Consider the following 25,845-nt stretch of genomic DNA (forward strand, 5'->3'; position numbering starts at 1 on the left):
GAACCTTGGGGTGCCCCCGCCCCCAAACCGCAGCCTGCGGCCGCGCCGGAGCCGGCGCCAGACGGCGACGTGTTCACGAAGATCGAGCGGCTCGCCGAGCTTCACGGCCGCGGCGTCCTCACCGAGGCCGAGTTCGCCGACAAGAAGGCCGAGCTGCTCTCGCGGATCTAGCGTCGCCCGCAAAACCCCGCCGCGCCGTTGGGCCACAGGGCGGAACGCACCGCTTTCGGGCGTTCCGCACAGGTCGTTCGAGCCCGCCCGCCCCATATGTCGAAGGCGGCCGCGTTCCGGTCCGCCGGACAGCGTATGGCCACGATCGGCGACCTCCTCGACGTCACCACGATCTACCACGAGCCGGCGGTGGAGACGTTTCCGCGCGGGCGCGAGATCCTTGCGCGCTATCCCGACGCGACGCGCATCGCGGTGCCGTCGCACTGGAACATCCCGGCGCTCCACGGCAACGAAGGCTCGGTGGAGGACTGGGTCCGGATCAAGCGCTCGACCCTGGTGCTCGGCGTGAAGAAGGGGCTGACGATGCGCCCCAACGGGCGCAGCGCCCACTTCATCGCGCCCTCGACCTCGAACGGCTGCGCCATGGCCTGCGCCTATTGCTACGTGCCGCGGCGCAAGGGCTTCTCGAACCCGATCTCGCTGTTCGTGAACGTCGAGGCCGCCTGCGCGGCGATCGCGCGGCACGCCACGCGGCAAGGGGCGCTGCCCGAGCCCGACACCATCGATCCGGCCGCCTGGGTCTACGACATCGGCGAGAACGGCGACCTCTCGGTCGACGCCGCGATCTGCGACAACGTCCGCGACCTCGTCGCCCTGTTCCGCACGCTCCCGAACGCCAAGGGTTCGTTCGCGACCAAGGCCGTGAACCGCGACCTGCTCGCCTACGACCCGCAGGGGCGCACCCGCATCCGCTTCTCGCTGATGCCGGCGCGGATCGCCAAGGTCGTCGACGTGCGCACCAGCCCGGTCGCGGAGCGGATCGCGGCGATCGACGACTTCGTGGCCGCCGGCTACGAGGTGCACGTCAACTTCTCGCCGGTCATCCTCTACGAGGGCTGGGAGGCGGATTGGCGGGCGCTGTTCCAGGAGATCGACGGCACGCTCTCGGACGCCGCCAAGGCCCAGCTCAAGTGCGAGATCATCCTGCTGACGCACAATGCCGGCCTGCACGCGGTCAACCTCGGCTGGCACCCGCGCGCCGAAGACCTGCTGTGGCGGCCCGACATCCAGGAGGCGAAGGTCTCGGAGGGCGGCGGCGCCAACGTGCGCTACCGCGCCGGATGGAAGGGCCGCTGGCTCGCCCGCTTCAAGGCGGTGCTCGACGAGACGATGCCGTACTGCACCGTGCGCTACGCGTTCTGAACGGCGAAATCGAACCGTTCTCGCCGGCCCCGCGTTCCCGTCCGCATTCGGGAGAGCGATCCACCATGAGCGACCACGCACGATACCTGAGCGAGGCGGTGCAGCTTGCCGCCGACAACGTCTGCGACGGGGGCACGCCCTACGGCGCCGTGCTCGTGCGCGGCGACGAGGTCCTGGCCCGAGTCGCCAACAACGTGCACACCACCAACGACCCGACCGGCCACGCCGAGATGGTGGCCCTGCGCGAGGCCAGCCGGCGCCTCAACAGCCGCGACCTGTCGGGGAGCGTGATGTACGCCAGCGGCCAGCCCTGCCCGATGTGCCACGCCGCGATGCGGCTCTCGGGGATACGCGAGGGCTACTTCGCCAACGCCGCCGCGACGGCCGGCGAATTCGGGCTGCTCGGTGCCGAGATCTACGCCGAGCTGTGCCGCCCGCTCGACGAGCAGCCGATGCGGCTGAAGCACCTCGACGTACCGGAGGCCACGGCACCCTACGCGGCCTGGAAGGCGCGCAAGGACCAAGCGTGACGGGGTCCGCCGCGTCGCGTCCCGTCAGTGCGTCCAGGGGGCCGTGCGGTTGAACTTGAAGTTGTCGGAGTAGGACAGCCCCTTGCGCGGGGGCGCCTTCTTCGGCTCCTCGACGCGGTAGGCGATGCCGGCCTTCTTGGCGTAGGCGACTGCGTCCTCCAGCGTCTCGAACTTCAGGTGGACCTGCTGCAGCATGTCGCCCGACCCGGTCCAGCCCATCAGCGGGTCGGTCTCGCGCGGTGCGGTCTGGTCGAACTCGAGGTGCCAGACCTTGGTGCGCGCGGTGCCGGACTGCGACGCGTCCTTGGACGGCTGGAAGATGCGGGCGCTCGACATGGCCTTCAGACACCGCTCCGGAAATCGATGGTCGGGGCGATAGGATTCGAACCTACGACCCCCTGGTCCCAAACCAGGTGCGCTACCAGACTGCGCTACACCCCGACATGCATCGGTCTTACGGGGTCGGCGCGATGCCGGCAAGGTTCGATCGGTGTCGCGGGAGAAGACGCGGTGGCCTTGGACGCGGCGGCCCTAGACGCGGATGTCGAGGAGCTTCCGCTCCATGGCGTCGGAGGCGCGCACGACCGCGGCGTTGGCCGCGAAGGAAGCCTTGTCCTCGATCATCCTGACGGCCGTGCTCGACAGGTCCACCTGGGTGGCGCTCGGCAGGCTCGTCCCGATCTCGGCCACCTGCGTGGCGCTCGACGCGAACCTCTGCGACGCGGCGACGAGGCCGGCACTGCTGATCGATGTCGCGCTGATCATGGATAGCCTCCCCGATGCAGCGACTCAAACCATGCCGCCCGTGAAGGAATCGGCCGCGGAGTGGATCGCATTTGATCGAGTCGGCAGTAACGCCCGGCACACGATTCGCGATGAGGCGATGGCCGACGTGATCCAAGCCGGCCTGACCTGCGCGGTCGTACCTTCGGACCCGCCCGGTTCCGAACGCCGCTTGATCCGCGGCGCATCCGACCCACCTGCGGCATCGAGGGCGCGACGGTCCACGTCACGTGAGGAAGTTTCGATGATCGATCTCTACTACTGGCCGACCCCGAACGGTCACAAGGTGACGATGTTCCTCGAGGAGGCGGGGCTTCCCTATACGATCAAGCCGGTCAACATCGGCAAGGGCGAGCAGTTCGATCCCGGCTTCCTCAAGATCGCGCCGAACAACCGCATGCCGGCGATCGTCGACCACGAGCCGGCCGGCGGCGGTGCGCCGATCACGCTGTTCGAGTCGGGCGCGATCCTGCTCTACCTCGCCGAGAAGACCGGCCGGTTCCTCGCCACGGACCTGCGCGGGCGGCAGGAGGCGCTGCAATGGCTGTTCTGGCAGATGGGCGGCCTCGGGCCGATGCTCGGCCAGAACCACCACTTCTCGCAATACGCCCCGGAGAAGATCCCCTACGCGGTCAACCGCTACGTCAACGAGACCAACCGGCTCTACGGCGTCCTCGACCGGCGCCTGGCCGACCGGGACTACGTCGCGGGCGATTACGGCATCGCCGACATGGCGGCCTATCCCTGGATCGTCCCGTGGGAGAAGCAGGGCCAAAACCTCGACGAGCACCCGAACCTCAAGCGCTGGTTCCATGCGATCAGTGAGCGCCCGGGCACGAAGGCGGCCTACGCCCGAGCCCCGGAGGTCAACCCGGACCACGGCAAGACCATGAGCGAGGACGCCAAGAAGGTGATGTTCGGGCAGACGGCCGGGAACACCAAGCGCTGACGGCGCGACGGACCCGCGTCGTCCAATCAGGGGTTCGCCTCGCGCGACGTGTGGTGATCGAAGCGCGGGTCCCCTCTCCCGGGGGTAGAGGGGGCCGCGTCGGGTTGGGCGCGCCACCCTGATCCGCGGCTGAGCCTGTGAGGCGTCCTACCGCCTCAGCCCATCCAACGGCACCGGTGCTGCGTGCGGCCGGGTCGCCAGCATCCCGTCGATCAGCGCGAGCACCTCGGCCCGGCCGCAATTGGCGGCGGGCTCGAACGGGGTCCAGGTCTGGGTGAAGTCGAGGCGGGCGAACACGTCGCGGTAGTGGCGCAGCTCGTTCGTCGTGAGGGGCACGCCGCGCACGAAGGCCTTGTGCGCCGAGATCGTCACGGCGCGGCGGAAATCCGCGGGGTCGAGTTCGAACTTCAGCGCGTCGCCGCAGAAGCAGATCTTGCGGCCTCGGTCGAACAGCACCGCGTGGCCGTCGAAATGGCCGGCGGTGCGGTGCAGCTCGAGGCCCGGCAGCGGCTCGAGGAAGTCGTCGTAGGGCCACGACACCTGCAGCGCCGCGCTCCAGGTGAAGTCGGCGGCCGGCAGGCACAGCTCCGGGTCGAACCGATCCTGCAGCTGCACCAGCGCCCCGTAGGCGTGCGGGTGCGAGGACGAGAGCACCTGCATGCCCCCGAGGCTCGCGATGTGGTCGAGCGCCGCCTCGCTGAACACCGGGCAACCCTCGAAGCCCATGTTCCCGGCATCCGTGCAGATCAGGTAGCTCGACGGGCCGATCCCCGAGACCGGCTCGTTCCAGAACCGCCAGACGCCCGGCTCGAGCTCCTGCCAATGGCAGGGGAAGCGCTCCTGGGCTTGCCCCTTGGTCCAGAACTGCCAGCCGTCCTGCGGCACCACGTGGCGGGCATCGAGGCACATCGGGCAGGCGGGCGGCGTCGTGAAGTGGCGCTGCCAGAAGCCGCAATTGTCGCAGACGTAGGCCGGCAGATCGAGGGCGCCGGCAAAGGGCAGGTATCCGGGCACGCGTCGCCTCGTGGCAGCAGGGATGGTCGCAGCGCTTCGTAGAACCGTTCCCGATCGCGTTGCAATCGCGAACGGAAGCCCGTCAGGGCCGCGGCAGCAGGCGGCGCGGGGCGCGGGCGACCGCGGCGGCGCTCGCGAGACCCACCAGGGCGATTCCGGCGAAGCCCGCCATCAGCAGGTCGCGCTCGCGGCTGGTCCAGAACGCGGTGCGCGTCGCCTTGGTCCGGTCGCCGAAGCGCCCGTCGATTCCGACGTCGCCCGGCACCGGGGCGTCGAGGTTGCCCACCCGGTCGGCCATGTCCTCGTCGGTCATCTGCTTCGGCCACATCTCGGCGGCCTTCTTGTCGGCGAAGCCCGGGACCAGCGCTTGCGCTGCCGCCATCATCACCGTGCTGCGGCCGACCCAGACCTCGCGGCGCGGATGCTCGGCGGCGAAGACGATCGCCTCGGCGCAGAGGCGGGAATCGTAGACCGGGTCCGGCGCGTTCTGGTCGCGGCCGGTCCGGTTGCGGGTCCACTTGTATTGCGGCGTGTTCACCGCCGGCAGGTAGATCACGCTGAGCGAGACATCGCTCTTGTCGTGGATCAGCTCGCAGCGCAGCGAATCCGTGAAGCCGGAGACGGCGAACTTGGCCGCGCAGTACGGCGCCTGCAGAGCCGCCGCGCGAAACCCTAGGCCCGACGAGACCTGAAGGATCGCCCCGCGGTTGCGCGGCTTCATGTAACGCAGGGCGGCCAGCGTCCCGTAGACCTGGCTGAGATAGGTCGTCTCGGTGACGCGGCGGTACTCGGCCGGCGTGATCCGGTCGGCCGGGCTCACCACCGTCGACATCGCGTTGTTGACCCAGGCGCGGATCGGCCCGAGCTCGGCCTCGATCCGGGCGGCGGCCGCATCCACCGCCTCGGCGTCCGACACGTCGGCGGAGATGGTGAGGACCGGGCGGCCGTAGGCGGCCAAGGCGGCGGCGGTGGAACGCAGGCGGCCCGCGTCGCGGGCGATCACGGCGACCGCCCAGCCGCGGGACGCGAACAGGTGGGCGGTGGCGAGCCCGATCCCGGCGGTGCCTCCCGTGACGACTGCGACCCGTGCCATGCGCGCTCTTCCCCCCGACGTCTTCGCAGCGACAAGCCGTCGCCGCCGAAACGGTTGCGGCCCGCAGGGCGTGCCCAATGGACACGCCCTGCGGGCCGCCGAAGGTCGCCGGTGATCCGGTCAGGCGTGCGCGGGTGCCGCGTGGGCCGGGGTGCCGCCGTGGCCGTCGTCGGCCTTCTTGCCGCGCTTCCGTCCGATCCAGATCACGATGTTCCGGATCATCACGTAGAAGACCGGCGTCAGGAACAGGCCGAAGAAGGTCGCGCCGATCATCCCGAAGAACACCGCCGTGCCGAGCGCCTGACGCATCTCGGCGCCGGGGCCGGTGGCGATCACCAGCGGCAGCACGCCGAGGATGAAGGCGAAGGCGGTCATCAGGATCGGGCGCAGGCGCAGGCGGCAGGCCTGGATCGCGGCGGCGACCGGGCCCTTGTGCTCGGCCTCCTCGATGTCGTGCGCGAACTCGACGATCAGGATGGCGTTCTTGGCGGCCAGGCCGATCAGTACGATCAACCCGATCTGGGTCAGGATGTTGTTGTCCTGGCCCCGCAACTGCACGCCAAAGAGCGCAGCGAGCACGCCCGTCGGCACCACCATCAGGATCGAGATCGGCAGCGCCCAGCTCTCGTACTGGGCGGCGAGCACCAGGAACACGAGCAGGATGCCCAGCGCGAACACGTAGACCGCCGTGTTGCCGGTGGCCTTCTGCTGGTAGGCGATCTCGGTCCAGTCGTAGGCGTAGCCTTCCGGCAGCGCCTTGGCCGCGATCTGCTCCATGGCGGTCAGCGCCTGGCCGGTCGAGACGCCGGGCTTGGCCACGCCCTGCACCGGCACCGAATAGTACAGGTTGAAGCGCTGCACGATCTGCGGGCCGGCCACGGTGCGCAGCGAGGCGAGCGTCCCCAGCGGCACCAGGGCGCCGGTGGAGGAGCGGACCTTGATCTGCGAGATGTCCTGCTGCGAGGTCCGGTAGGCGGCGTCCGATTGCAGGCGCACCTGGTAGATGCGGCCGAGCGTGTTGAAGTCGTTGACGTAGGCGCCGCCGAGATCCGCCTGGACCGAGGCGAAGACGTTGGCCAGCGGCACGTTCAGCATCCGGGCGATCGTGCGATCGATGTCGAGGTAGAGCTGCGGCGTGTCGTTGCCGAAGGTGGTGAACACCCGCTGCACGTCGCTGCTCTGGTTGGCCTGGCCGATCAGCTCGCCGGCGGCCGCCAGCAGCGGGCCGGTCTGCGAGGATTGCCGGCTCTCGATCTGCATCTTGAAGCCGCCGCCGTTGCCGAGGCCGCGGACCGGCGGCGGCGGGATGACGATGACCCGCGCCTCCTGGATGTTGGCGGTGGCCTTCAGCACGTCGCCGGTGATGACGGCCGCGCTGCGCCCGTGGACCGCCCGCTCCTTGGCGCCGGCCAGCGTGATGAACATCACGCCGGAGTTGGTGGTGTTGGTGAAGGTCGCGCCGTCGAAGCCGGCGATGATGACCGTGTTGGTCACGCCGTCGATCTTGCGCGCCTCCGCCGCCGCCCGATTCACCACCGCGGTGGTGCGGTCGAGCGAGGCGCCCGCCGGCAGCTGGACCACGCCGATCAGGTAGCCCTGGTCCTGGTCGGGGATGAAGCCCGTCGGCGTCGTCTGCACGAGGTGGATCGTGCCGAAGATGACGAAGCCATAGAACACCATCACCGCGACGATGCCGACGGTGTAGCCGGTGAGCAGGCCGACGATCCGGGCGTAGCCGTTCGAGAGCGCCTCGAAGCCGCGGTTGAACTGGTCCGCGAGCCACGCGATGAACCGCGTCAGGAAGAACTTCGGCTTCTTGCGGGCGTGGTGGGGCACCAGCAGCAGCTTGCAGAGCGCCGGCGACAGGGTCAGCGAGTTGAAGGCAGAGATGATCGTCGAGGCGGCGATCGTCAGCGCGAACTGCTTGTAGAACTGGCCCGAGATGCCGGGGATGAACGCCGTCGGGATGAACACCGCGGCCAGCACCAGCGCGATGGCGACGACGGCCGAGCCGACCTCGTCCATGGTCTTGTGCGCGGCCTCGCCCGGCGAGAGCCCCTCCTCCATGTTGCGCTCGACGTTCTCGACCACGACGATCGCGTCGTCGACGACGATGCCGATGGCGAGCACCAGCCCGAACAGGGTGAGGTTGTTCAGCGAGAAGCCGAAGGCCGACATCGCCGCGAAGGTGCCGACGAGCGAAACGGGAATCGCGATCACCGGGATCAGCGCCGTGCGCCAGCTCTGGAGGAACACCAGGATCACGATCACCACGAGGCCGACCGCCTCGAACAGGGTCTTGTAGACCTCCTGGATCGACTCCTCGATGAACTCGGTCGGGTTGTAGGCGATGCGGTACTCGACGTCGGGCGGGAAGTTCTTCTTGAGGTTCTCCATCACCTTCTTGACGGAGGCGGCAGCGTCGAGCGCGTTGGTGCCCGGGCGCTGGAACGCGCCGATGCCCACCGCCGGCGTGGCGTTCAGGAAGGAGTTCGTGGTGTAGTCCTTCTGGCCCATCTCGGTGCGGGCCACGTCCTTCACCCGCACGAGGCGGCCGTTGGTGGCCTTCACGATGACGTCGGCGAACTCCTCCGGCGTCTGGAAGCGGCCTTGCGACTGCACCACGAGCTGGAACGCCTCGCCGGTCTTGGCCGGCGGCGCGTTGAGGGCGCCGGCGGCGACCTGCACGTTCTGCTCCTGCAGCGCCGCGGTCACGTCGGTGGTGGAGAGGCCGTAGGCGGCGAGCTTGTTCGGGTCGAGCCAGATGCGCTCGGCGTACTCGTTGCCGCCGAAGATGGTGATGTCGCCGACGCCGTCGAGGCGAAGCATCTCATCGCGGATGTTCAGGTAGATATAGTTGGCCAGATAGTTCTGGTCATAGGTCTTGTTCGGCGACAGCAAGTGCACGACCAGCATCAGGTCGGGCGATGCTTTACGCACGGTGACGCCGAGGTTGCGCACGTCAGGCGGCAGGCGCGGCTGGGCCACCGAGAGCCGGTTCTGCACCAGCACGTTGGCGATATCGAGGTTGGTGCCGACCTTGAAGGTGACGGTCAGCAGCATGTTGCCGTCGTTGGTGGACAACGACGTCATGTAGAGCATGTTGTCGACGCCGTTCACCTCCTGCTCGATCGGCGTCGCGATCGTCGCGGCCACCGTCTCGGCGTTGGCGCCGGGGAAGCTCGCGCGCACGGTCACCGTCGGCGGCACGATCTCGGGATATTGCGAGACCGGCAAGCTCTCGTAGGCGACGAAGCCGAGGAGCAGGAAGATGATCGACGTGACCGACGCGAAGATCGGCCGATCGACGAAGAAGTGGGCAAAACGCATCGGTCAAACCTCTGGGTCGCCGCCCCTCGCGGAGCCGGCCACCGGCGTCGTCGATGGCGCCGCACCGGTCGGGACCGGTGCCGCTCGTCGGCTCGAGACCGCCGGGCGGCCTCGGGTCTTGCTACGCCTCAGGTCTCGCGCGGCCTCAGGTCTTATGAGCCTCAGGTCTTGTTAACCCTAGGTCTTGTTAACCCTAGGTCTTGCTCGGCGGCAGCGTGGTCGATTCCGGCGTGACCTTGGCGCCGGGGCGCACGCGGGACGTGCCGTTGACCACGATGGTCTCGTCGCCCTTCAGCCCGTCGCGGATCACGCGGTAGCCGTCGACCTTGGGTCCGAGCTTCACGTCCCGGGAGCTCACCGTCCCGTCCTCGGCGACGAGGTAGACGATGCGCTTGTCCTGGTTGGCGGCGACCGCCTCGTCCGGGATCAGGACGCCCTGGAAGGGCTTCGTCGCGGGCATCGAGACGATGCCGAACAGGCCCGGCTTGATGAAGCCGTCGGCGTTCTCGACCGTGGCGCGCAGGAGGATCGTGCCGGTCGCGTTGTCGACGCGGTTGTCGACGAAGTCGAGGGTGCCCTTGCGGGTCGGCTTGGCCTCGCCCGACAGCGCGATCAGGATCGGGACGCCCTTGCCGCGCTGGGTCTGGCCCATGCCGATGCCGAGCGAGCCCTGGTATTTCAGGAACGACTTCTCGTCGACGGTGAAGGAGAAGTAGATCGGATCGAGCGAGACGATGGTGGTCAGCATCGTCTGGTCGGTGATGACGATGTTGCCCTCGGTGACGAGGCGCTGGCTGATCCGCCCGTTGATCGGCGACTTCACTTCCGAGAAGTCGAAGTTCAGCTGGGCGTTGCGGAGCGCCGCCTCGGCGCTGTCCACGTCGGCCTGCGCGGTCTGCGAGGCCTGCCGGCGCTGGTCGGTGACCTGCTCGGAGATATTGCCGCCCTTCGACAGGGTCTGCGCGCGCTCCAGGTCGGTCTGCGAGAACGACAGCCGGGCCTTCGCGGAGGTCAGCGAGGCCTGCGCCTGCTCCAGGGCCGCCTTGTAGGGGCGCCGGTCGATGACGAAGAGCACGTCGCCCTTCTTCACCGTGGCGCCGTCGGTGAAGTTGATCTTCTCCAGGTAGCCGGTCACCCGCGCCCGGACCTCGACGAACTCGATCGGGTCGAAGCGGCCGGTATATTGGTCCTGCTCGATGATCTCGCGGACCACGGGCTTGGCGACCGTCACCTTCGGCGGCGGGCCGCCCGGCGCCTGGGCGCGGGCCTGCGGCGCGGAGAGCGCCGCGGCGATCACGATGAGGCTTGCGAGCCGACGCTTGTACATGGATGGTTCCCCAGCAGCCCGCCACCTATTCCCCGAAGCGCACACAGGTTGTGCGCCGCCGCACATGGCTTCGCCGCCGCGAGACGAACGACGCGCGCGGTGCGACGCTTCGACGGACCTACTCAATCGCTTCACCGGCCGCCGACCAGTCGCGGTAGCCGCCCTTGTAGTGTTCGTTCAGATCGAGCCCGGTCGCCTGCATCGCGTCGAGCGCGTGGACGGAGCGCACGCCGGAGCCGCAGGAGAAGACCGGGCGGCGCCCGTCCGCCTCGATCAGCGCGGCGACCGCCGTCGGGTCGAAGGTCGAGAGCGGGTGCATCACCGCGCCGGGGATGTGGCCGTTCTCGTATTCGTGCGGCTCGCGCACGTCGATCACCAGCATCGAACCGTCGGCGAGGCCCTGCTTGATCGCATCGCGGTCGAGGTCGACAACACGCATCGGTCGATTTCCTGGGAGAGAGGCCGGCTGCGCGGGCACCGGCGCGCGGGCTGACGCTTTCCCTTATTCGTCAGCCGCCCACGGCGCAACACGCGCCCCCCATCCAGGGCGTGGGCTGCGGATCAGAGTGCGGCCAGCAGCACGTCGGCCGGCTTGAAATGCGCGGGCCAGCTCGGGGCGACGTAGCCGTCGAGGCGCCGCGCCAGAGCTTCGCGATGTTCGCCCCCCGGACGGCTCAAGTCCTCCACCGCCCGCCGCCAGCCGAGCCCGTCGAGGGGATCGAGGAAGTCGGCGAAGCCCGCGCCGATCTCGCGGTGGACCGCGATGTCGGAGGCGACCACCGGCACGCCGGAGGCTGCGGCCTCGACGATCGGGATGCCGTAGCCCTCGGTGAAGGAGGGCATCAGCAGGGCGGTGCAGCTGCGCGTCAGCGCGGCGAGGCCGTGGGTCGAGAGGCCCGAGACCTCGACGACGTGCGGGCGGATCGACTCGCAGCGCTCCAGCAGGTCGACGACGTTCTCCGCCTCCCAGCCGCGGCGCCCGACGAGCACGAGGCGGGGCGTGTCCGGGCCGTGCCGTTCGACGAGGTCGCGCCAGAGGTGCAGCAGCAGCAGGTGGTTCTTGCGCGGCTCGATGGTGCCGCAGACCAGGAAGGTCGGCCGGTCGGGCGCGAATCGCGGCCCTTCTCGCCCGAAGGCCGGCTCGACGCCGAGATGGCCGACCGCGAGCGGCGGCCGCCCGAACCCGTCGGCGGCAAGATGCGCCAGCGTCCGCTCGCCGGTGTCGGCCGAGTTCACGATGATGGCGGCCGCGTGCCGCCCGATGGTCCGCATGCGCAGGCGGTGGCGTTCGGCCTCGCCCGTCCGGCCGTATTCGGGATGGGTGATCGGGATCAGGTCGTGGACGAAGAACACCGGCCGCACGTCGGCGCGGGTGTAGAGCCAGTCGAACCGCTCCGGCTTGTCGAGGCGCAGGTGCGAGGTGTGGAGATAGAGGCTGCCCTCGGGCAGGGCCGCCACCGGTGCGGCGCGAAAGATGCCGAGCACGGTCTCCGCCTGGATGCGGCGGCGACGGAGCGTGCTCGATCGCGTGGGGCCGCGCCCGGCGGCGACGTCCGCCGGCCGGCCGGCGAGCCGCGCCTCCAGGCGGCGGTAGACCGGGTCGGATTCGGCCGCCACGTCCTCGATCCACCCGGCCGCGACCGCCTCGACGATCCGGGACGCATGCGCCCGGTCGAGCACGCGCGGCCCGAGCCCGGTCGAGACCAGCCCGAAGCGCGGCCCCGCGCCCGCGAGCACGTGGCGGGCGTAGGCGAGGTCGACCCGGTCGATCCCCGACGGGCTCGCATGGCGCAGACGGGTGACGAGGCGGGTGAGGTCGAAGGCGATCGGCCGTATGGTCATGATGCTCCGCTCGGCCGTCCGAGGCCGTGGCGGGTGTTAGCCGGCGGGCGGACGGAGGGCCAGCGGAGCCGGGTTCGAGGGCTGGCGGATCGACGGTGCTCGGCGAAACGTCCGCCCCTCAATACGTCCAGCGCTGGGCCTTCGAGACCAGGAAGTCGCGGAACGCCTGGACGCGGGCGACGGTTCGCATCTCCTCGGCGTAGACGAGGTAGCTCTCCAGCGTCGGCATCTCGCTCTCGCGCAGCACCTGGACGAGGTGGTCGTCGCCGTCGACGGCGTAGTCCGGCAGGATGCCGATGCCGGCGCCGGTCTCCATCGCCCGCTGCAGCGCGCCGATGTTGTTGACGGTGAAGGCGACCGGGCGGCGCTCGCGGCCCTCGCGGCCGACGTTGGCGAGCCAGTGCGCGGCCAGCAGGTAGGACGGCTCGTTGCCGCCGAAGGAGACGAGCCGGTGCTCGTCGAGGTCCTCGACGGTCTTGGGCTCGCCGAAGCGCTTCACGTAATCCTGGCTGGCGAAGGCGTGGTAGTGCACCGTGAACAGCCGGCGCTGGATCAGGTCGGGCTGGGCCGGGCGGCGCATGCGGATGGCGACGTCCGCCTCGCGCATGGCGAGGTCGAGCTCCTCGTTGGTGAGGATCAGCTCGATCCGCACGTCCGGGTACAGGTCGAGGAACTCGGCGACGCGTTGCGCCAGCCAGGCGGTGCCGAGCCCGACGGTGGTGGTCACCTTGAGGTCGCCCGATGGCCGCTCGCTGGTCTCGACCAAGCGCGCGCGGGTGTTCTCCAGCCGCAGCTTCATGTCGCGCGCGGCGCGGAACAGTAGGTCGCCCTGTTCGGTGAGGATCAGTCCGCGGGCGTGCCGGTGGAACAGCGGCGCCTTGAGCTCGCGTTCCAGCGCGCTGATCTGGCGGCTGACCGCGGATTGGCTGAGGCCGATGTCGTCGCCGGCACGGGTGAAGCTGCCGGCCTCCGCCACGTTGAGGAAGATCCGGATCTTGTCCCAATCCACGGCGAGACTCCCTCACGCAAACCGACGGTGCCGGGGCGCGCAGGCTCCGTCACGACGCCTGCCACTCATGCGTCCTGGGCATGGTCGCGCGCAAGGCGCGGCACAAAGAAAATGTTGACAGAACCGTCAAGCGGGTTCGATCCGCGCAGTCGTGCCCCGCCCGAATGCGGATTCGGGAGGGCGGATGGACGTCCGGCTACTCGGCGGCCGCCTGGACCGGGCTTTCGCCGATGTCGAGGTTGGCGAGGTACTTCTCCGCCTCCAGCGCGGCCATGCAGCCCATGCCGGCCGCGGTGATCGCCTGGCGGTAGACGTCGTCGGTGACGTCGCCGGCCGCGAACACGCCGGGGATCTCGGTTTCGGCGGTACCGGGGCGGACGCTGAGATAGCCGCCGTGGCGCATCGTCAGCTGCCCCTCGAACACCTCGGTCGCGGGCTTGTGGCCGATCGCGACGAACACGCCGTCGACCGGCACCTCGCTGGCCTCGCCGGTGCGGGTGTCCTTGAGGCGCAGGTGGGTCACCGACGGGGCGGGGCTGGTGGTGCCGCAGATCTCGTCGATCTCGCGGTTCCACAGCACCTCGACGTTCGGGTGCTTGAACAGGCGCTCCTGCAGGATGCGCTCGGCGCGGAACGCGTCGCGGCGATGGATCACCGTGACCTTCGAGGCGAGGTTGGCGAGGTAGAGCGCCTCCTCCACCGCGGTGTTGCCGCCGCCGACCACCGCCACCGGCTTGCCGCGGAAGAAGAAGCCGTCGCAGGTCGCGCAGGCCGAGACGCCGCCGCCCTGGAACTTGGCCTCGGAGGGCAGGCCGAGCCACTTCGCCTGCGCGCCGGTGGCGACGATCAGCGCGTCGCAGGAATAGGTCTCGCCCGAATCCGCCTCGAGCCGGAACGGGCGCACCTTGAGGTCGACCTTGGTGATGTACTCCGACAGGATCGTGGTGCCGACGTGCTCGGCCTGGAGCCGCATCTGCTCCATCAGCCACGGGCCCTGGATCGCCTCGGCGAAGCCCGGATAGTTCTCGACGTCGGTGGTGATCATCAGCTGGCCGCCGGGCTGGAAGCCCGAGATCATCAGCGGCTGGACCATGGCGCGGGCGGCGTAGATCGCGGCCGTGTAACCGGCCGGCCCCGAACCGACGACGATCAGCCTGGAATGGGTGTGGGCCATGGCGTCCTCTACTTCCTAGCTCTAGAGCATTTTCCGTGATCCCTGGATCACGGGGAATGCTCCAACCTACTGTGTGGTCGCATTTCCTTCACGCGAGCCGGCATCCACCTCGCATGAAAATGCTCTAATCCAGGCGATCCTGCGTCACGCTCGCGCCGTGCGCCGCGCGGAAGGCGGCGTAGCCGTCGGCCAGCGCGCGCGCGATCACCGGCGTCGCATCGATCGGCTTGTACGCGAGCGGCTCCAACCGCCCGGTAAACGGGCGCAACGCCCCGGCCATCGCCAGCCCGGCGAACATCCGCCGATGGCGGATATAGGTACGCGGCAGGTCGAACAGCAGCACCGGCGCGCCGGTGGAGACCGCCTCGCTGACCATGTTGGCCGAATCCGAGGTCACGACGATGGCGTCGGCCAAAGCCAGCATCGCGACGTAGGGGTTGTCGCCGCCGCCGTCCCAGAGGAAGCCGCCGGTCTCGGCGACGAGCGTGCGGATCGCGTCGCGCAGCGGGTCCGGCGTGCGGCGCGAGACGGTGACCATCAGGCGGCAGCCGGAGCCGGCGAGCTTGCGCAGGTCGCCGACGAGGCGCTGCATGTCGAGGGCGCGATAGCTCAAGTGCCGGCTGTCGCCGCCGATCAGCACCGCGACGCGCGGCCCGTCCAGCGCCGACAGCCGCGGGTCCGGCCGGGCGCGGGCCGCCGCGATCCGCTCGGCGGTGACCAGGTGCGGCGCGGTGAGCGTGGTGAAGACGTTGGGGCCGCGCAGGTCGTCGTAGTCGGGCACCCAGATGAAGTCGGCGCTGTCGTGCCCGGTGCGCGGGTCTTTGAGGAAGGCGGTGAAGGTGCGGCCCGCCGCCGCCCGGCGCATGGCGCGGAGATACGGCACCGCGCGGCGCCCCGAGGCGATCAGGATGTCGGGATAGGGGCCGGCCAGCGCGCCGCGGCGGCGATACGGCCCCTGGCGCGGGTCGATCGGCCCCCACGGCGCCGTCCAGCCGAACGGGCCGTTCGCCGGCACGCGGCGGATCTCGTAGGACAGGCCGAGGGTTTCGGCGATGCCGACGCACTGGTTCTCGTCGCCGGCCTTGCCGTCGGTGACGATCCAGGCGCGGGCGCCGGCCAGGGCCGGGCTGGGAAGCGTCTCGCTGGGGGCGGCCACGTCAGTCGGCGGGCAGGTTGCGGACGAGCCAGTCGGCGTAGATGTCGGCGATGGCCGTGACGCGGCGGCGCTCGGATTGCGGGTCGTACCAGGCACCGCCGAAGCTCGACGGGGTCGCCGTGAGCTGCGGGTGGCGGCCGAGCACCGCGCCGTCCCGGGCGACCAACAGGGCCTCGCCGTCGAGGTAGTCGTTCTGCGAGCCGCCGCCGAAGCCGGAGCGGCCGTTGGTGCCGCCGCCGGCATAGGGCCGCAGCGAGAAGCCGCGCACCAGCACCACGAGGCTGGGGCCGCGACCGCCGAGGCGGCTCGCGAAGCGGCTGCGCAGGGCCGCGGTCAGGTCCGCGCGGAGCGCCTCGGCCTGCGCGCCCGCACCGAGCGCCAGGAGGGGGCGCACGTCGACGCGCACGTCCGCGAAGCGCTCGCCGCGCAGGCTCGGAAAGTCACCGGCCCGGGCGGCGACGGCAAGCGCCGACGCGGCGAACGCCGAGAGGGCGAGCAGCCCGGCGATCCGGCGTCGCGCCATCCGCACCGGTCAGGCCCCGTACCGGATGCCGACGACCTCGTAGGACTTGCCTCCGCCGGGCGTCGTCACCTCGACGGAATCGCCGACACCCTTGCCGATCAGCGCCCGCGCGATCGGCGAGGTGATCGAGACGCGGCCCGAATGCACGTCGGCCTCGGGTTCGCCGACGATCTGGTAGGTCTTCTCTTCCTCGGTGTCGTCGTCCAGGAGCTTCACGGTGGCGCCGAACTTGATCTTGTCGCCCGAGAGCTTGGTGACGTCGATGATCTCGGCGCGGGAGATCAGGCTCTCCAGCTCGAGCACGCGGCCCTCGTTGTGGGACTGCGCCTCCTTGGCGGCGTGGTACTCGGCGTTCTCGGAGAGGTCGCCGTGCGCGCGCGCTTCGGAGATCGCCGCGACGATGCGCGGGCGCTCCACCTGCTGGCGGTGCTTCAGCTCCTCCTCCATGGCTGCGAAGCCACGCACCGTGATCGGAACCTTGTCTATCGCCATCGTCTCGCGCCACAATGAAGAGGCCCGGCCGGACGCGGCGATGCCGCGCCCTCCGGGCCAGATTCCAACAACCCGTCCGAACGCGTGTCTCGCGATCGGTTCGAAACGTCGTGTCGCCGCCCGGCTTCAGGCTGCGAAGTATTCCTGCAGGGCGCGGACCCGAAGATCGCCTTCGAGATAGGCCTGAATGCCCTCGGCCGCCGCCATCGCTCCCGCCAGAGTGGTGTAGTACGGCACCTTATGCAAGAGGGCCGCCCGGCGCAGCGAGCGCGAGTCCGACAGCGCGCCCGCGCCCTCGGTGGTGTTCAGGACGAGCTGGATGTCGCCGTTCTTGATCGAGTCGACCACGTGCGGCCGGCCCTCCAGGACCTTGTTCACCCGGTCGCAGGCGACGCCGTTCTCGACGAGGTAGCGCTGGGTGCCCCCGGTGGCCACGATCGAGAAGCCGAGGCCGGCGAGCAGCCGGATCGAGGGCAGGATGCGGGCCTTGTCGCCGTCGCGCACCGAGACGAACACCGTCCCCGAGCGCGGCACCTTGGTGCCGGAGCCGAGCTGGCTCTTGGCGAAGGCGACGCCGAAGCCAGCGTCCAACCCGATGACCTCGCCGGTGGAGCGCATCTCCGGCCCGAGCAGCACGTCGACGCCGGGGAAGCGCGCGAAGGGGAACACCGCCTCCTTCACCGCGATGTGGTTCAGGACCTTCTTCTTCAGGCCGAACGTGGCCAGGGCCTCGCCGGCCATCACGCGTGCGGCGATCTTGGCGATCGGCTCGCCGATCACCTTGGCGACGAAGGGCACGGTGCGGGACGCACGCGGGTTCACCTCCAGCACGTAGATCGCGCCGTCCTTGATCGCGTACTGCACGTTCATCAGGCCGCCGACCTTCAGCGCCAGCGCCATCGCCTTGGTCTGGCGCTCGAGCTCGGCGATGGTCTCGGGCGAAAGCGAGCGCGAGGGCAGCGAGCAGGCCGAATCGCCGGAATGGATGCCGGCCTCCTCGATGTGCTCCATGATGCCGGCGATGAACACGTCGGTGCCGTCGCAGACCGCGTCCACGTCGATCTCGACCGCGTCCGACAGGTAGCGGTCGAACAGCAGCGGGTTCTTGCCGAGCACCGTGTTGATTTGACCGGTCTTGTCGTTCGGGTAGCGCGACTTGACCTCGGACGGGATCAGGCTCGGCAGCGTGTCGAGCAGGTAGTCGGCGAACTGCGTCTCGTCGCGGATGATCGCCATGGCGCGGCCGCCGAGCACGTAGCTCGGCCGCACCACGAAGGGCAGGCCGAGGTCGGCGGCGACCATCCGGCCCTGCTCGACCGAGTAGGCGATGCCGTTCTTGGGCTGCTTCATCCCGAGCTTGTCCAGCAGCCGCTTGAACTGGTCGCGGTCCTCGGCGAGGTCGATCGCGTCCGGCGAGGTGCCGAGGATCGGCACGCCGGCGGCTTCGAGCGCGCGGGCGAGCTTCAGCGGGGTCTGGCCGCCGAACTGCACGATGACGCCGTGGAGCGTCCCGTTCTGCCGCTCGGTCTCGATGATCTCGAGCACGTCCTCCTGCGTCAGCGGCTCGAAGTAGAGCCGGTCGGAGGTGTCGTAGTCGGTCGAGACCGTCTCCGGGTTGCAGTTGACCATGATGGTCTCGTAGCCGGCCTCCGACAGCGCGTAGCAGGCGTGGCAGCAGCAATAGTCGAACTCGATGCCCTGGCCGATCCGGTTCGGGCCGCCGCCGAGGATGATGACCTTCTTCGCGTCCGTCGGCCGGGCCTCGTCGGCGACCTCGCCGGCGAAGGGGGCGACGTAGGTCGAGTACATGTAGGCGGTCGGCGCCTTGAACTCGGCGGCGCAGGTGTCGATGCGCTTGTAGACCGGCCGCACCTTCAGGGCGTGGCGCGCCTCGCGCACCGCCGGCTCGTCGGTGCCGGCGAGCACCGCGAGGCGGGCGTCGGAGAAGCCGGCGGCCTTGAGCTGGCGGAACGCGCCCGGCGTCGTCGGCAGGCCGTGCGCCTTCACCCGGTTCTCCAGGTCGATGATGCCCTGCAGCTGCTCCAGGAACCACGGGTCGATCTTGCACGATGCGTGGACCTCGGCGTGGCTGATGCCGAGGCGGAGCGCCTGCGCGACGTTGAGCAGCCGGTCCGGCGTCGGCGTGCCGATGGCAGCCTTGATCGCGTTGTGGTCGTCGCCCTTGCCCAGCCCCTCGATCTCGATCTCGTCGAGCCCGGTCAGCCCGGTCTCGAGCGAGCGAAGCGCCTTCTGCAGCGACTCGGCGAAGCATCGGCCGATCGCCATGGCCTCGCCCACCGATTTCATCGCGGTGGTGAGCGTCGGCTCGGCGCCGGGGAATTTTTCGAACGCGAACCGGGGGATCTTGGTGACGACGTAGTCGATCGTCGGCTCGAACGAGGCCGGGGTCGCGCCGCCGGTGATGTCGTTGGCGATCTCGTCCAGGGTGTAGCCGACGGCGAGCTTGGCCGCGACCTTGGCGATCGGGAAGCCGGTGGCCTTCGAGGCGAGCGCGGAAGAGCGCGAGACGCGCGGGTTCATCTCGATGACGATCATCCGGCCGGTGGCCGGGTCGATGGCGAACTGCACGTTCGAGCCGCCGGTCTCGACGCCGATCTCGCGGAGCACCGCGAGCGAGGCGTCGCGCATCACCTGGTATTCCTTGTCGGTCAGCGTCAGCGCCGGCGCGACGGTGATGGAATCGCCGGTGTGGACGCCCATCGGGTCGATGTTCTCGATCGAGCAGACGATGATGCAGTTGTCGTTCTTATCCCGAACGACCTCCATCTCGTATTCCTTCCAGCCGAGCACCGATTCCTCGATCAGCACCTCGTTGGTCGGCGAGGCGTCGATGCCGCGCTCGACGATGTCGAGGAACTCCTCGCGGTTGTAGGCGATGCCGCCGCCGGTGCCGCCCATGGTGAAGGACGGCCGGATGATCGCCGGCAGGCCGACCTCGGCGAGCGCGATCAGCGCCTGGCCGAGCGCATGCTCGATGTAGCGCTTGCGCCGGTCGCCCTCGCCCGCATGCCAGGTCTTCTCGAAGGCGGCGATCGCCGCGTCCCGCTCCGCGCCCGCGGGCCATTGGCCCTCGATGCGGGCGATCTCGGCGAGGCGCTTGTCGCGGTCGGCCTTCTTCGGGGCGGAGGCGTTGGCGAGCTCGGACTTGGGCGTCTCCAGCCCGATCTTCGTCATCGCGTCGCGGAAGAGGTGCCGGTCCTCGGCCTTGTCGATGGCCTCGGCCGTCGCGCCGATCATCTGGACGCCGTACTTCTCCAGCACGCCCATGCGCTGCAACGAGAGCGCGCAGTTCAACGCGGTCTGCCCGCCCATGGTCGGCAGGATCGCGTCCGGCCGTTCCTTCTCGATGATCTTGGCGACGATCTCGGGGGTGATCGGCTCGACGTAGGTCGCGTCCGCCATGTCCGGGTCGGTCATGATGGTCGCGGGGTTCGAGTTCACCAGCACGATCCGGTAGCCCTCCTCGCGGAGCGCCTTGCAGGCCTGGGTGCCGGAATAGTCGAACTCGCAGGCCTGCCCGATGATGATCGGCCCCGCGCCGACGATGAGGATCGAGGAGATATCGGTGCGCTTCGGCATCGGACGCCTTCGGTACGGTCACGCGTGCCCGGCCGCGCAGCCCCGGTCTACGGGCGGCACGGATGGGCGCAGGCGGCGGGATTGTCGTTGAGGCCCGCGTCTACACGCAGCCGCAGGCGTTTGAAAGGGCGTGCGCGCGCATGGTTGGCCCATCCGCTTTCACAAGCGCTTCGGGCGGGTGCGTTTTCCACCTCCACCCCGGGGCGACCGGTCCTGCTGGGCGAGGCCTGCGAATCGACGGGACAGCCTCGCCGCCGTCATCCCGGGGCTGCGCAGCAGAGCCCGGGATCCAGAGCCGCCGAGGGAGACTGGTTCGGGCGCCACGGCGGTTCTGGAGATTCCGGGCTCGCCTACGGCGCCCCGGAACGACGGGTCCGGGGTTGTCTGAAGTGAAAGGTGCGCGCGTGCGGCGGCCGAGACGGCCGAAAACGACTTCGGCCCGCTCAGAGGCCGGCGTAGAGCGCGGCGACGGCGCGGTCGATCGAGAGGTAGAAGACGCCGAAGGCGACCAGCGCCGCGACCGCGAACTCCAAGGCGACGTTCGGCAGGGTCTGCGAGCGGCGGATCACCTCGCGGCCGAAGACCAGCGAGACCCAGGCCAGCGTCAGCAGCGCCGGCATCACGAAGAGGTAGGACACCGTGCTCTCGATGTGGTCGAGGCCGGAGGCGGGATCGAGGATCGCGCGGATGTTGCGCACCCACGGCGCGTAGCAGGCGGCGTAGAGCGTGGTCAGCCACGAAAGGCCGACGGCGACCCCGAGGTGGAAGCTGAAGATGCGGTGCAGACGGGAGAAGTCGTCGCGCGCGTCGTCGAAAGTCATCCGTCAGCCCCGTTGGTCGGCAATCGGCCCGGCGACGACCGTTGGCGGATCGTCGTTAACAGGCGGTTGCCGTGGGATGCCGGCCGATCCTGTATTTTCTGTGACGCCGGGCTTCCGCTCGGCGCCACAATTGCGGCCGCCCGGCTAAAGACTCAGCCGATGCCTTCGAACAAGGCCGAGGAGATGTAGCGCTCGGCGAACGAGCACGCGATCGTGACGATGCGCTTACCCTTGAACTCCGGCCGGCTCGCCAGCTCCAGTGCCGCGGCCACGTTGCCGCCGGTGGAGATGCCGCCGGGGATGCCTTCGAGGCGGGCGAGCTCGCGGGCGGTCTCGAACGCCTGCTGGTTCGAGACGGTGATGACGCCGTCGACGATGGCGCGGTCGAGGTTGTCCGGGATGAAGCCGGCGCCGATGCCCTGGATCTTGTGGGGGCCGGGTTGGCCGCCGGAGATGACCGGCGAATCGGTCGGCTCCACCGCGAACACTTTCAGGTTCGGCAGGCGCGGCTTCAACACCGAGCCGACGCCGGTGATGGTGCCGCCGGTGCCGACGCCGGCCACGAACGCGTCGAGCTGGCCGTCGGTGTCGTTCCAGATCTCCTCCGCGGTGGTCTTGCGGTGGATCTCGGGGTTGGCCGGGTTCGAGAATTGCTGCGGCATCACCGAGCCGGGGATCTCGGAGAGCAGCTCCTCGGCCTTGGCGATGGCGCCCTTCATGCCCTGCGGCCCCGGCGTCAGCGCGAGCTCGGCGCCGAGGAAGGCCAGCATCTTGCGGCGCTCCAGCGACATCGTCTCGGGCATCACCAGGATCAGGCGGTAGCCGCGGGCGGCGGCCACGAACGCCAGCGCGATGCCGGTGTTGCCGGAGGTCGGCTCCACCAGGGTGCCGCCCGGCTTCAGCTTGCCCGAGGCCTCCAGCGCGTCGATCATGTTGACGCCGATGCGGTCCTTCACGCTGGCGATCGGGTTGAAGAACTCGAGCTTCAGCAGGATTTCGGCGTCGATGCCGCGCGCCTGCGGCAGGCGGTTCAGGCGCACGAGCGGCGTGTTGCCGATGGTCTCGGTGATCGAGCCGTAGACGCGGCCATGGCCGGGCTTGCGGTCTTGGGTGTCGGCGGATGCCATGGTCGCGAATCTCCGAAGGGACGCTCAGGTGACGGCGCGCCGGACCGCCCCTGACGGGGCGGGGCCGGGCGTTTCCGGAGCCGGGATATCGCGTGCGGCGGGCGGGGGCAATCGGGCCAAGTGCCGGGCAGGGCGATCTTTTTCTCCTCCGCCGGCATGCCTCGCGGCGGCGTGGAAGATCCCGACTGCGCAGACGCCGATGCGGGGAAGATCGTTCTTCGCGCGCCGGGCGGTCGGGGCGCCTCGTCAGCGTGCGCCCATCACCAGGAGGATGCCGAGCAGCGGCAGGGCGGCCGCGAGCCAGGCCGCACCGCGGTGGAAGCTCGACGGCGCGACGTAGCGGGAGACGTCCTGGATGCCGGGGCGGAGCGCCGCCCGCCCGAAACCGACCTTCGCCATGCGCCGCCCCCGTCGTGAACCGGAGGGCAGAAGGCGCGAGGGCGTCTCAAGGCCGGGTGAATCCGGCTCCGGCGTCTCGCGGCGTGGTCAACGGGGCCTTAAACGGGGCCTCAGAGCGCGCGGTCGAACTTCAGCTCACCGTTGGGGCTCTTGAGCACGAGCTGCGAGCCGACCATGTCCCACTGCGCGGTGGTACGGAGCGCCACGAAGTAGGCCTGCTCGGCCGCCTGGAGGCTCTTGTCGCAGGACTTCTTGGTGAGGGCGAGCGGGCCGACCGCGAGGTGCTGCTCCTTGAGCGGGAAGGCGGTCGCCGCGAAGGTGTTGCAGCCGCCGTAGCCGCGGGCGCGGTACTGCTTGTCGATGATGAAGCTCGGCCGGTCGGCGCCGCCGAACGGCTTGCCGTTGATGCTCACCGCCGTCCAGGTCGAATCGAGCGGGAACACCTTCTCGGTCTGCTTCGCGCCGGGGATGTACTGCTCTTTCTTCTCTTCGCCGCCGGGCCGGCGGTTGCCCTTGCCGAATCCGCTCATCGAGGCCGCGCCCTGCGCCATCGTCTCGGTGGCCGTGGTCAGCGCCAGCGCCAGCGCACCGGCGGCGCAGGCCAGAGCGGCGATCAGCATCGGTTTCATGGTACGCCCCTTGTCCCGTTGTCCCGGTGCGCCACCCTCAAGCATCCTGAAGCTTGTGCATCCCGAAGCTCGTGGCGGCGCGCGGAAGCGCCAATGCGATAGGATTTCAGCGCAATTGTGGTCAAGGCGACCGCGGGCGGGCTTTTGCCGGCATCCCACGCGAAGTTCGGCGGACGCGCCGCGGGATTTCTGAAACGATCCGGGTTCCGCTCCGTTGTCACGCACCGGATCGATGGATGTGAGGAGAGTTCGGCGTGGCGGGATCTGACGAAGGTGGCCAGAGCGGCGCGGCCCCGAGGCCGATGAGCCCGGTCCAGTCGCGGGCGGCGCGCGGGTTGCTCGGATGGTCGGAAGCCGAGCTGGCCGGCAAGGCCGGGCTGGACGCCGGATTCGTGCGCGACTTCGAGGCGGGCCACGGCGATCCGCCCTCGGGCCAGCTGGAGGTGCTGCGCAGCGCGCTGATGGCGGCCGGCGTCGCCTTCATCGAGGACGGCAGCTCCGGCGTGCGGCTCGGACCGGCTGGCGGCGAAGGCATCCGCGCCGACGCCCTGACCACCGAGAACGATCGCTGACGAAAACGATCGCTGAATGGGCACCGGGCCCCGCCTCGGGGACCCGCGCGCCCGTGCCACCTCGCCCGCGCCCCGGCGTCGGTTCAGGATCGTGGCCTTCGAATGCGCGAGCCGGGACGATGGCGGACCACAAGGCCGAACTCCGCGAGACCCTGCGCCAGATGGAGATCGCCACCAGCGAGGCGGCGGCCTCCTGCCTACCCGGGCTGCTCGCGCGCCTGCGCCGGCACGAGGCGGGGCTTCCGGGCCATCCGCTGATCCGCCCGTGGCGGCGCTGGCGCATCCGCCGCCTCGCCGGCGCCGTGGCGGAGGCGCGCTGGCACGTCGAGCAGGGGCGGCGCGCGCGCATGGGCGGGCTGTCCGGCCGCGGCTGAGCCGGCCTTGCCGACAGGGCCGCCGCTCGTGCAAAGCGTTGCCAACGCGCCGCACCATCCGGAGACCACGCCCGTGACCGATGACAACCCGCGCCGGCCCGACCACGCGGTCGACCCGCTCTTCGTCAATCGCCGCTCGCCCCGCCTGTTCACCGGCGAGGCGGTGCCCGAGGCGGAGCTGATGCGGATGTTCGAGGCGGCGCGCTGGTCGCCCTCCTCCTACAATTCCCAGCCCTGGCGCTTCCTCTACGCCCTGCGCGACGACGCGCACTGGGAGACGTTCTTCGGCCTGATCCTGCCGGGCAACCAGAAATGGGTCGCCGGCACCGGCGCCCTGGTGTTCCTGGTCTCGAACGAGCGCATGAAGGTCGGCGACGAGCTCAAGCCGTCGGCGAGCCATTCCCTCGATGCGGGCGCGGCTTCGCTGGCCTTCCAGCTCCAGGCCAACCGCCAGGGCTGGCATGTCCACGGCATGGGCGGGTTCGACCGGGAGCGCGCGCCGGGCGTGCTCAACGTACCCGAGCACCACACCATCGAGGCCGCCTACGGCGTCGGCCGCGCGGTGGCGCCGGCCGAGCTCGACGCGGACCAGCGCGCCAAGGAGGCCCATAACGGCCGCCGGCCGATCACCGACTTCGTCTTCGCCGGCGGCTTCCCCGCCGACCGCGGCTAGGGGCGGGTGGACGCGTCCGGGCCGGGCTTCCGCTGGGACATCCCGGCCCGGTACAACGTCGGCGTCGACGTCTGCGACCGCTGGGGCGCGGCCGAGCCGGAGCGCCCGGCGATCCTCGAGGTCGCCGCCGACGGCGCGGTCGCGACCACGACCTTCGGGCGGCTGCGCACGGATTCGAACCGCCTCGCCGGGGCGCTCGCCGCCCACGGCGTCGCGCCCGGCGACCGCGTCGCGGTGCTGCTGCCGCAATCGGCCGCCGTGATGGTGGCGCACGCCGCCGCCTACAAGCTCGGCGCCGTCGCCCTGCCGCTGGCCGGCCTGTTCGGCCCCGAGGCCCTGGCCTACCGGCTGGCCGATTCGGGCGCGCGCGCCTGCATCACCGACGCAGCGGGACTGGCCAAGCTCGACCCGATCCGCGGGCGGCTGCCCGACCTCGCGCTGCTGGTCTCGGTGGACGGCGCCGCGGGCGACGCGCTCAGTCTCGCCGACCTGCTCGCCGGCGCCGCGCCCGACTTCGCGGCCCGGGACACCGGCCCGGACGACCCCGCGCTGATGATCTACACCTCCGGCACCACCGGCCAGGCGAAGGGCGCCCTGCACGGGCACCGGGTGCTGCTCGGCCACATGCCCGGCTTCGACCGGATGCACGCCTTCCCGCCCCGCTCCGGCGACCTGATGTGGACGCCCTCGGACTGGGCCTGGGCCGGCGGCCTGCTCAACGTGCTGATGCCCTCGCTCCGCCACGGCGTGCCGGTGGTGGCGCGGGCCGCCCGCTTCGAGGCCGACGCCGCCTTCCGGCTGATCGAACGCCTGCGGATCACCAACGCCTTCCTGGCGCCGACCGCGCTGCGGATGCTGCGGACGATCGCGACGCCGCGGGAGCGCTACGACCTCTCGTCCCTGCGCAACGTCGCCTCGGCGGGCGAGGCGCTCGGCGCCGACACCTATCGCTGGGTGAAGGACGCCCTCGGGCTTTCCGTCGGCGAGGCCTACGGGCAGACCGAGTGCAACCTCGTGCTCTCGGCCGCGCCCGCGGAAGGGGTCGGGCGGGCGG

At 70.2% G+C, this 25,845-nt stretch carries 26 protein-coding genes and 1 tRNA gene; 8 read left to right on the plus strand and 19 right to left on the minus strand.

What is annotated here, in order from left to right; translation table 11 throughout:
- The first annotated feature begins 69 nt into the window (after positions 1–69).
- The 3 genes from FV234_RS27085 to FV234_RS20435 all read left to right on the plus strand — a co-directional run bounded on the left by FV234_RS27085 (position 70) and on the right by FV234_RS20435 (position 1,904).
- Positions 70–171, plus strand: a complete 102-nt coding sequence (locus FV234_RS27085; RefSeq protein WP_348643082.1) for an SHOCT domain-containing protein — start codon at positions 70–72, stop codon at positions 169–171.
- 135 nt (positions 172–306) lie between these two features.
- A complete protein-coding gene (locus FV234_RS20430) occupies positions 307–1,374 on the plus strand; it encodes a spore photoproduct lyase family protein (RefSeq protein WP_147764423.1) in 1,068 nt (355 codons plus the stop codon).
- A gap of 65 nt (positions 1,375–1,439) precedes the next feature.
- Positions 1,440–1,904, plus strand: coding sequence for a nucleoside deaminase (locus FV234_RS20435; RefSeq protein ID WP_147750365.1), 465 nt, complete (start codon positions 1,440–1,442; stop codon positions 1,902–1,904).
- A gap of 24 nt (positions 1,905–1,928) precedes the next feature.
- On the opposite strand, the gene FV234_RS20440 is transcribed toward FV234_RS20435, so the two are convergent.
- The 3 genes from FV234_RS20440 to FV234_RS20450 all read right to left on the minus strand — a co-directional run bounded on the left by FV234_RS20440 (position 1,929) and on the right by FV234_RS20450 (position 2,669).
- Positions 1,929–2,240: an ETC complex I subunit gene (locus FV234_RS20440; protein WP_147750364.1), complete on the minus strand. Its 312-nt coding sequence runs from the start codon at positions 2,238–2,240 to the stop codon at positions 1,929–1,931.
- Between the two features lie 28 nt (positions 2,241–2,268).
- A tRNA-Pro gene (locus FV234_RS20445) sits at positions 2,269–2,345 on the minus strand.
- 90 nt (positions 2,346–2,435) lie between these two features.
- Positions 2,436–2,669 (minus strand): hypothetical protein, encoded by a 234-nt coding sequence (locus FV234_RS20450; protein WP_147750363.1) that lies wholly within the window; start codon positions 2,667–2,669, stop codon positions 2,436–2,438.
- A gap of 262 nt (positions 2,670–2,931) precedes the next feature.
- On the opposite strand from FV234_RS20450, the gene FV234_RS20455 reads away from it, so the two are divergent.
- Complete coding sequence (locus tag FV234_RS20455; RefSeq protein ID WP_147764424.1) at positions 2,932–3,636, plus strand: glutathione S-transferase N-terminal domain-containing protein; 705 nt, start codon at positions 2,932–2,934, stop codon at positions 3,634–3,636.
- A gap of 147 nt (positions 3,637–3,783) precedes the next feature.
- Here the strand turns inward: FV234_RS20455 and FV234_RS20460 are convergent, their stop codons facing one another.
- From FV234_RS20460 to FV234_RS20530, 16 genes are all read right to left on the minus strand, one after another.
- Positions 3,784–4,650, minus strand: a complete 867-nt coding sequence (locus tag FV234_RS20460) for an MBL fold metallo-hydrolase (protein WP_147764425.1) — start codon at positions 4,648–4,650, stop codon at positions 3,784–3,786.
- A gap of 82 nt (positions 4,651–4,732) precedes the next feature.
- A complete protein-coding gene (locus tag FV234_RS20465; RefSeq protein WP_147764426.1) occupies positions 4,733–5,743 on the minus strand; it encodes an SDR family oxidoreductase in 1,011 nt (336 codons plus the stop codon).
- Positions 5,744–5,863: 120 nt separating this feature from the next.
- Entirely contained in the window at positions 5,864–9,073 is a 3,210-nt protein-coding gene (locus FV234_RS20470; protein WP_147831300.1) for a multidrug efflux RND transporter permease subunit, read from the minus strand.
- Between the two features lie 193 nt (positions 9,074–9,266).
- Entirely contained in the window at positions 9,267–10,400 is a 1,134-nt protein-coding gene (locus FV234_RS20475) for an efflux RND transporter periplasmic adaptor subunit (RefSeq protein ID WP_147750358.1), read from the minus strand.
- A 118-nt stretch (positions 10,401–10,518) separates the two neighbouring features.
- Positions 10,519–10,839, minus strand: coding sequence for a rhodanese-like domain-containing protein (locus FV234_RS20480; RefSeq protein WP_147764429.1), 321 nt, complete (start codon positions 10,837–10,839; stop codon positions 10,519–10,521).
- Between the two features lie 122 nt (positions 10,840–10,961).
- Positions 10,962–12,242 carry a glycosyltransferase family 1 protein gene (locus FV234_RS20485; RefSeq protein ID WP_147831302.1) on the minus strand — a complete coding sequence of 427 codons (1,281 nt, stop codon included), beginning with the start codon at positions 12,240–12,242 and terminating at the stop codon, positions 10,962–10,964.
- 118 nt (positions 12,243–12,360) lie between these two features.
- Positions 12,361–13,251, minus strand: a complete 891-nt coding sequence (locus tag FV234_RS20490) for a LysR family transcriptional regulator (RefSeq protein ID WP_147750355.1) — start codon at positions 13,249–13,251, stop codon at positions 12,361–12,363.
- Between the two features lie 196 nt (positions 13,252–13,447).
- Positions 13,448–14,425: a thioredoxin-disulfide reductase gene (gene trxB / locus FV234_RS20495; RefSeq protein WP_147764431.1), complete on the minus strand. Its 978-nt coding sequence runs from the start codon at positions 14,423–14,425 to the stop codon at positions 13,448–13,450.
- A gap of 124 nt (positions 14,426–14,549) precedes the next feature.
- Positions 14,550–15,581 (minus strand): mitochondrial fission ELM1 family protein, encoded by a 1,032-nt coding sequence (locus FV234_RS20500; RefSeq protein ID WP_147764432.1) that lies wholly within the window; start codon positions 15,579–15,581, stop codon positions 14,550–14,552.
- A 1-nt stretch (position 15,582) separates the two neighbouring features.
- Positions 15,583–16,104 carry a hypothetical protein gene (locus FV234_RS20505; protein WP_147764433.1) on the minus strand — a complete coding sequence of 174 codons (522 nt, stop codon included), beginning with the start codon at positions 16,102–16,104 and terminating at the stop codon, positions 15,583–15,585.
- Between the two features lie 9 nt (positions 16,105–16,113).
- Positions 16,114–16,590: a transcription elongation factor GreA gene (gene greA, locus FV234_RS20510; RefSeq protein WP_187273746.1), complete on the minus strand. Its 477-nt coding sequence runs from the start codon at positions 16,588–16,590 to the stop codon at positions 16,114–16,116.
- Between the two features lie 132 nt (positions 16,591–16,722).
- On the minus strand, positions 16,723–20,196 hold the full coding sequence (gene carB / locus FV234_RS20515; RefSeq protein WP_147764434.1) for a carbamoyl-phosphate synthase large subunit: 3,474 nt from the start codon (positions 20,194–20,196) through the stop codon (positions 16,723–16,725).
- Positions 20,197–20,639: 443 nt separating this feature from the next.
- Positions 20,640–21,017 carry a hypothetical protein gene (locus FV234_RS20520; RefSeq protein ID WP_147764435.1) on the minus strand — a complete coding sequence of 126 codons (378 nt, stop codon included), beginning with the start codon at positions 21,015–21,017 and terminating at the stop codon, positions 20,640–20,642.
- A 152-nt stretch (positions 21,018–21,169) separates the two neighbouring features.
- Entirely contained in the window at positions 21,170–22,144 is a 975-nt protein-coding gene (cysK, locus tag FV234_RS20525) for a cysteine synthase A (RefSeq protein WP_147764436.1), read from the minus strand.
- A gap of 246 nt (positions 22,145–22,390) precedes the next feature.
- Entirely contained in the window at positions 22,391–22,543 is a 153-nt protein-coding gene (locus FV234_RS26300; RefSeq protein WP_187273745.1) for a hypothetical protein, read from the minus strand.
- 110 nt (positions 22,544–22,653) lie between these two features.
- A complete protein-coding gene (locus FV234_RS20530; RefSeq protein WP_147831304.1) occupies positions 22,654–23,172 on the minus strand; it encodes an META domain-containing protein in 519 nt (172 codons plus the stop codon).
- A 254-nt stretch (positions 23,173–23,426) separates the two neighbouring features.
- Here FV234_RS20530 and FV234_RS20535 point away from each other — a divergent pair, with 254 nt between their 5' ends.
- From FV234_RS20535 to FV234_RS20550, 4 genes are all read left to right on the plus strand, one after another.
- On the plus strand, positions 23,427–23,744 hold the full coding sequence (locus tag FV234_RS20535; protein ID WP_246686252.1) for a helix-turn-helix domain-containing protein: 318 nt from the start codon (positions 23,427–23,429) through the stop codon (positions 23,742–23,744).
- A gap of 119 nt (positions 23,745–23,863) precedes the next feature.
- A complete protein-coding gene (locus FV234_RS20540; RefSeq protein WP_147831306.1) occupies positions 23,864–24,118 on the plus strand; it encodes a hypothetical protein in 255 nt (84 codons plus the stop codon).
- A 73-nt stretch (positions 24,119–24,191) separates the two neighbouring features.
- Entirely contained in the window at positions 24,192–24,791 is a 600-nt protein-coding gene (locus FV234_RS20545; protein WP_147831308.1) for a nitroreductase family protein, read from the plus strand.
- A 6-nt stretch (positions 24,792–24,797) separates the two neighbouring features.
- Positions 24,798–25,845, plus strand: a 1,048-nt coding sequence (locus FV234_RS20550; RefSeq protein ID WP_147831310.1) for an AMP-binding protein, incomplete at its 3' end; no start/stop codon positions are given.

Source organism: Methylobacterium sp. WL8 (assembly GCF_008040045.1).
Classification (GTDB): domain Bacteria; phylum Pseudomonadota; class Alphaproteobacteria; order Rhizobiales; family Beijerinckiaceae; genus Methylobacterium; species Methylobacterium cerastii.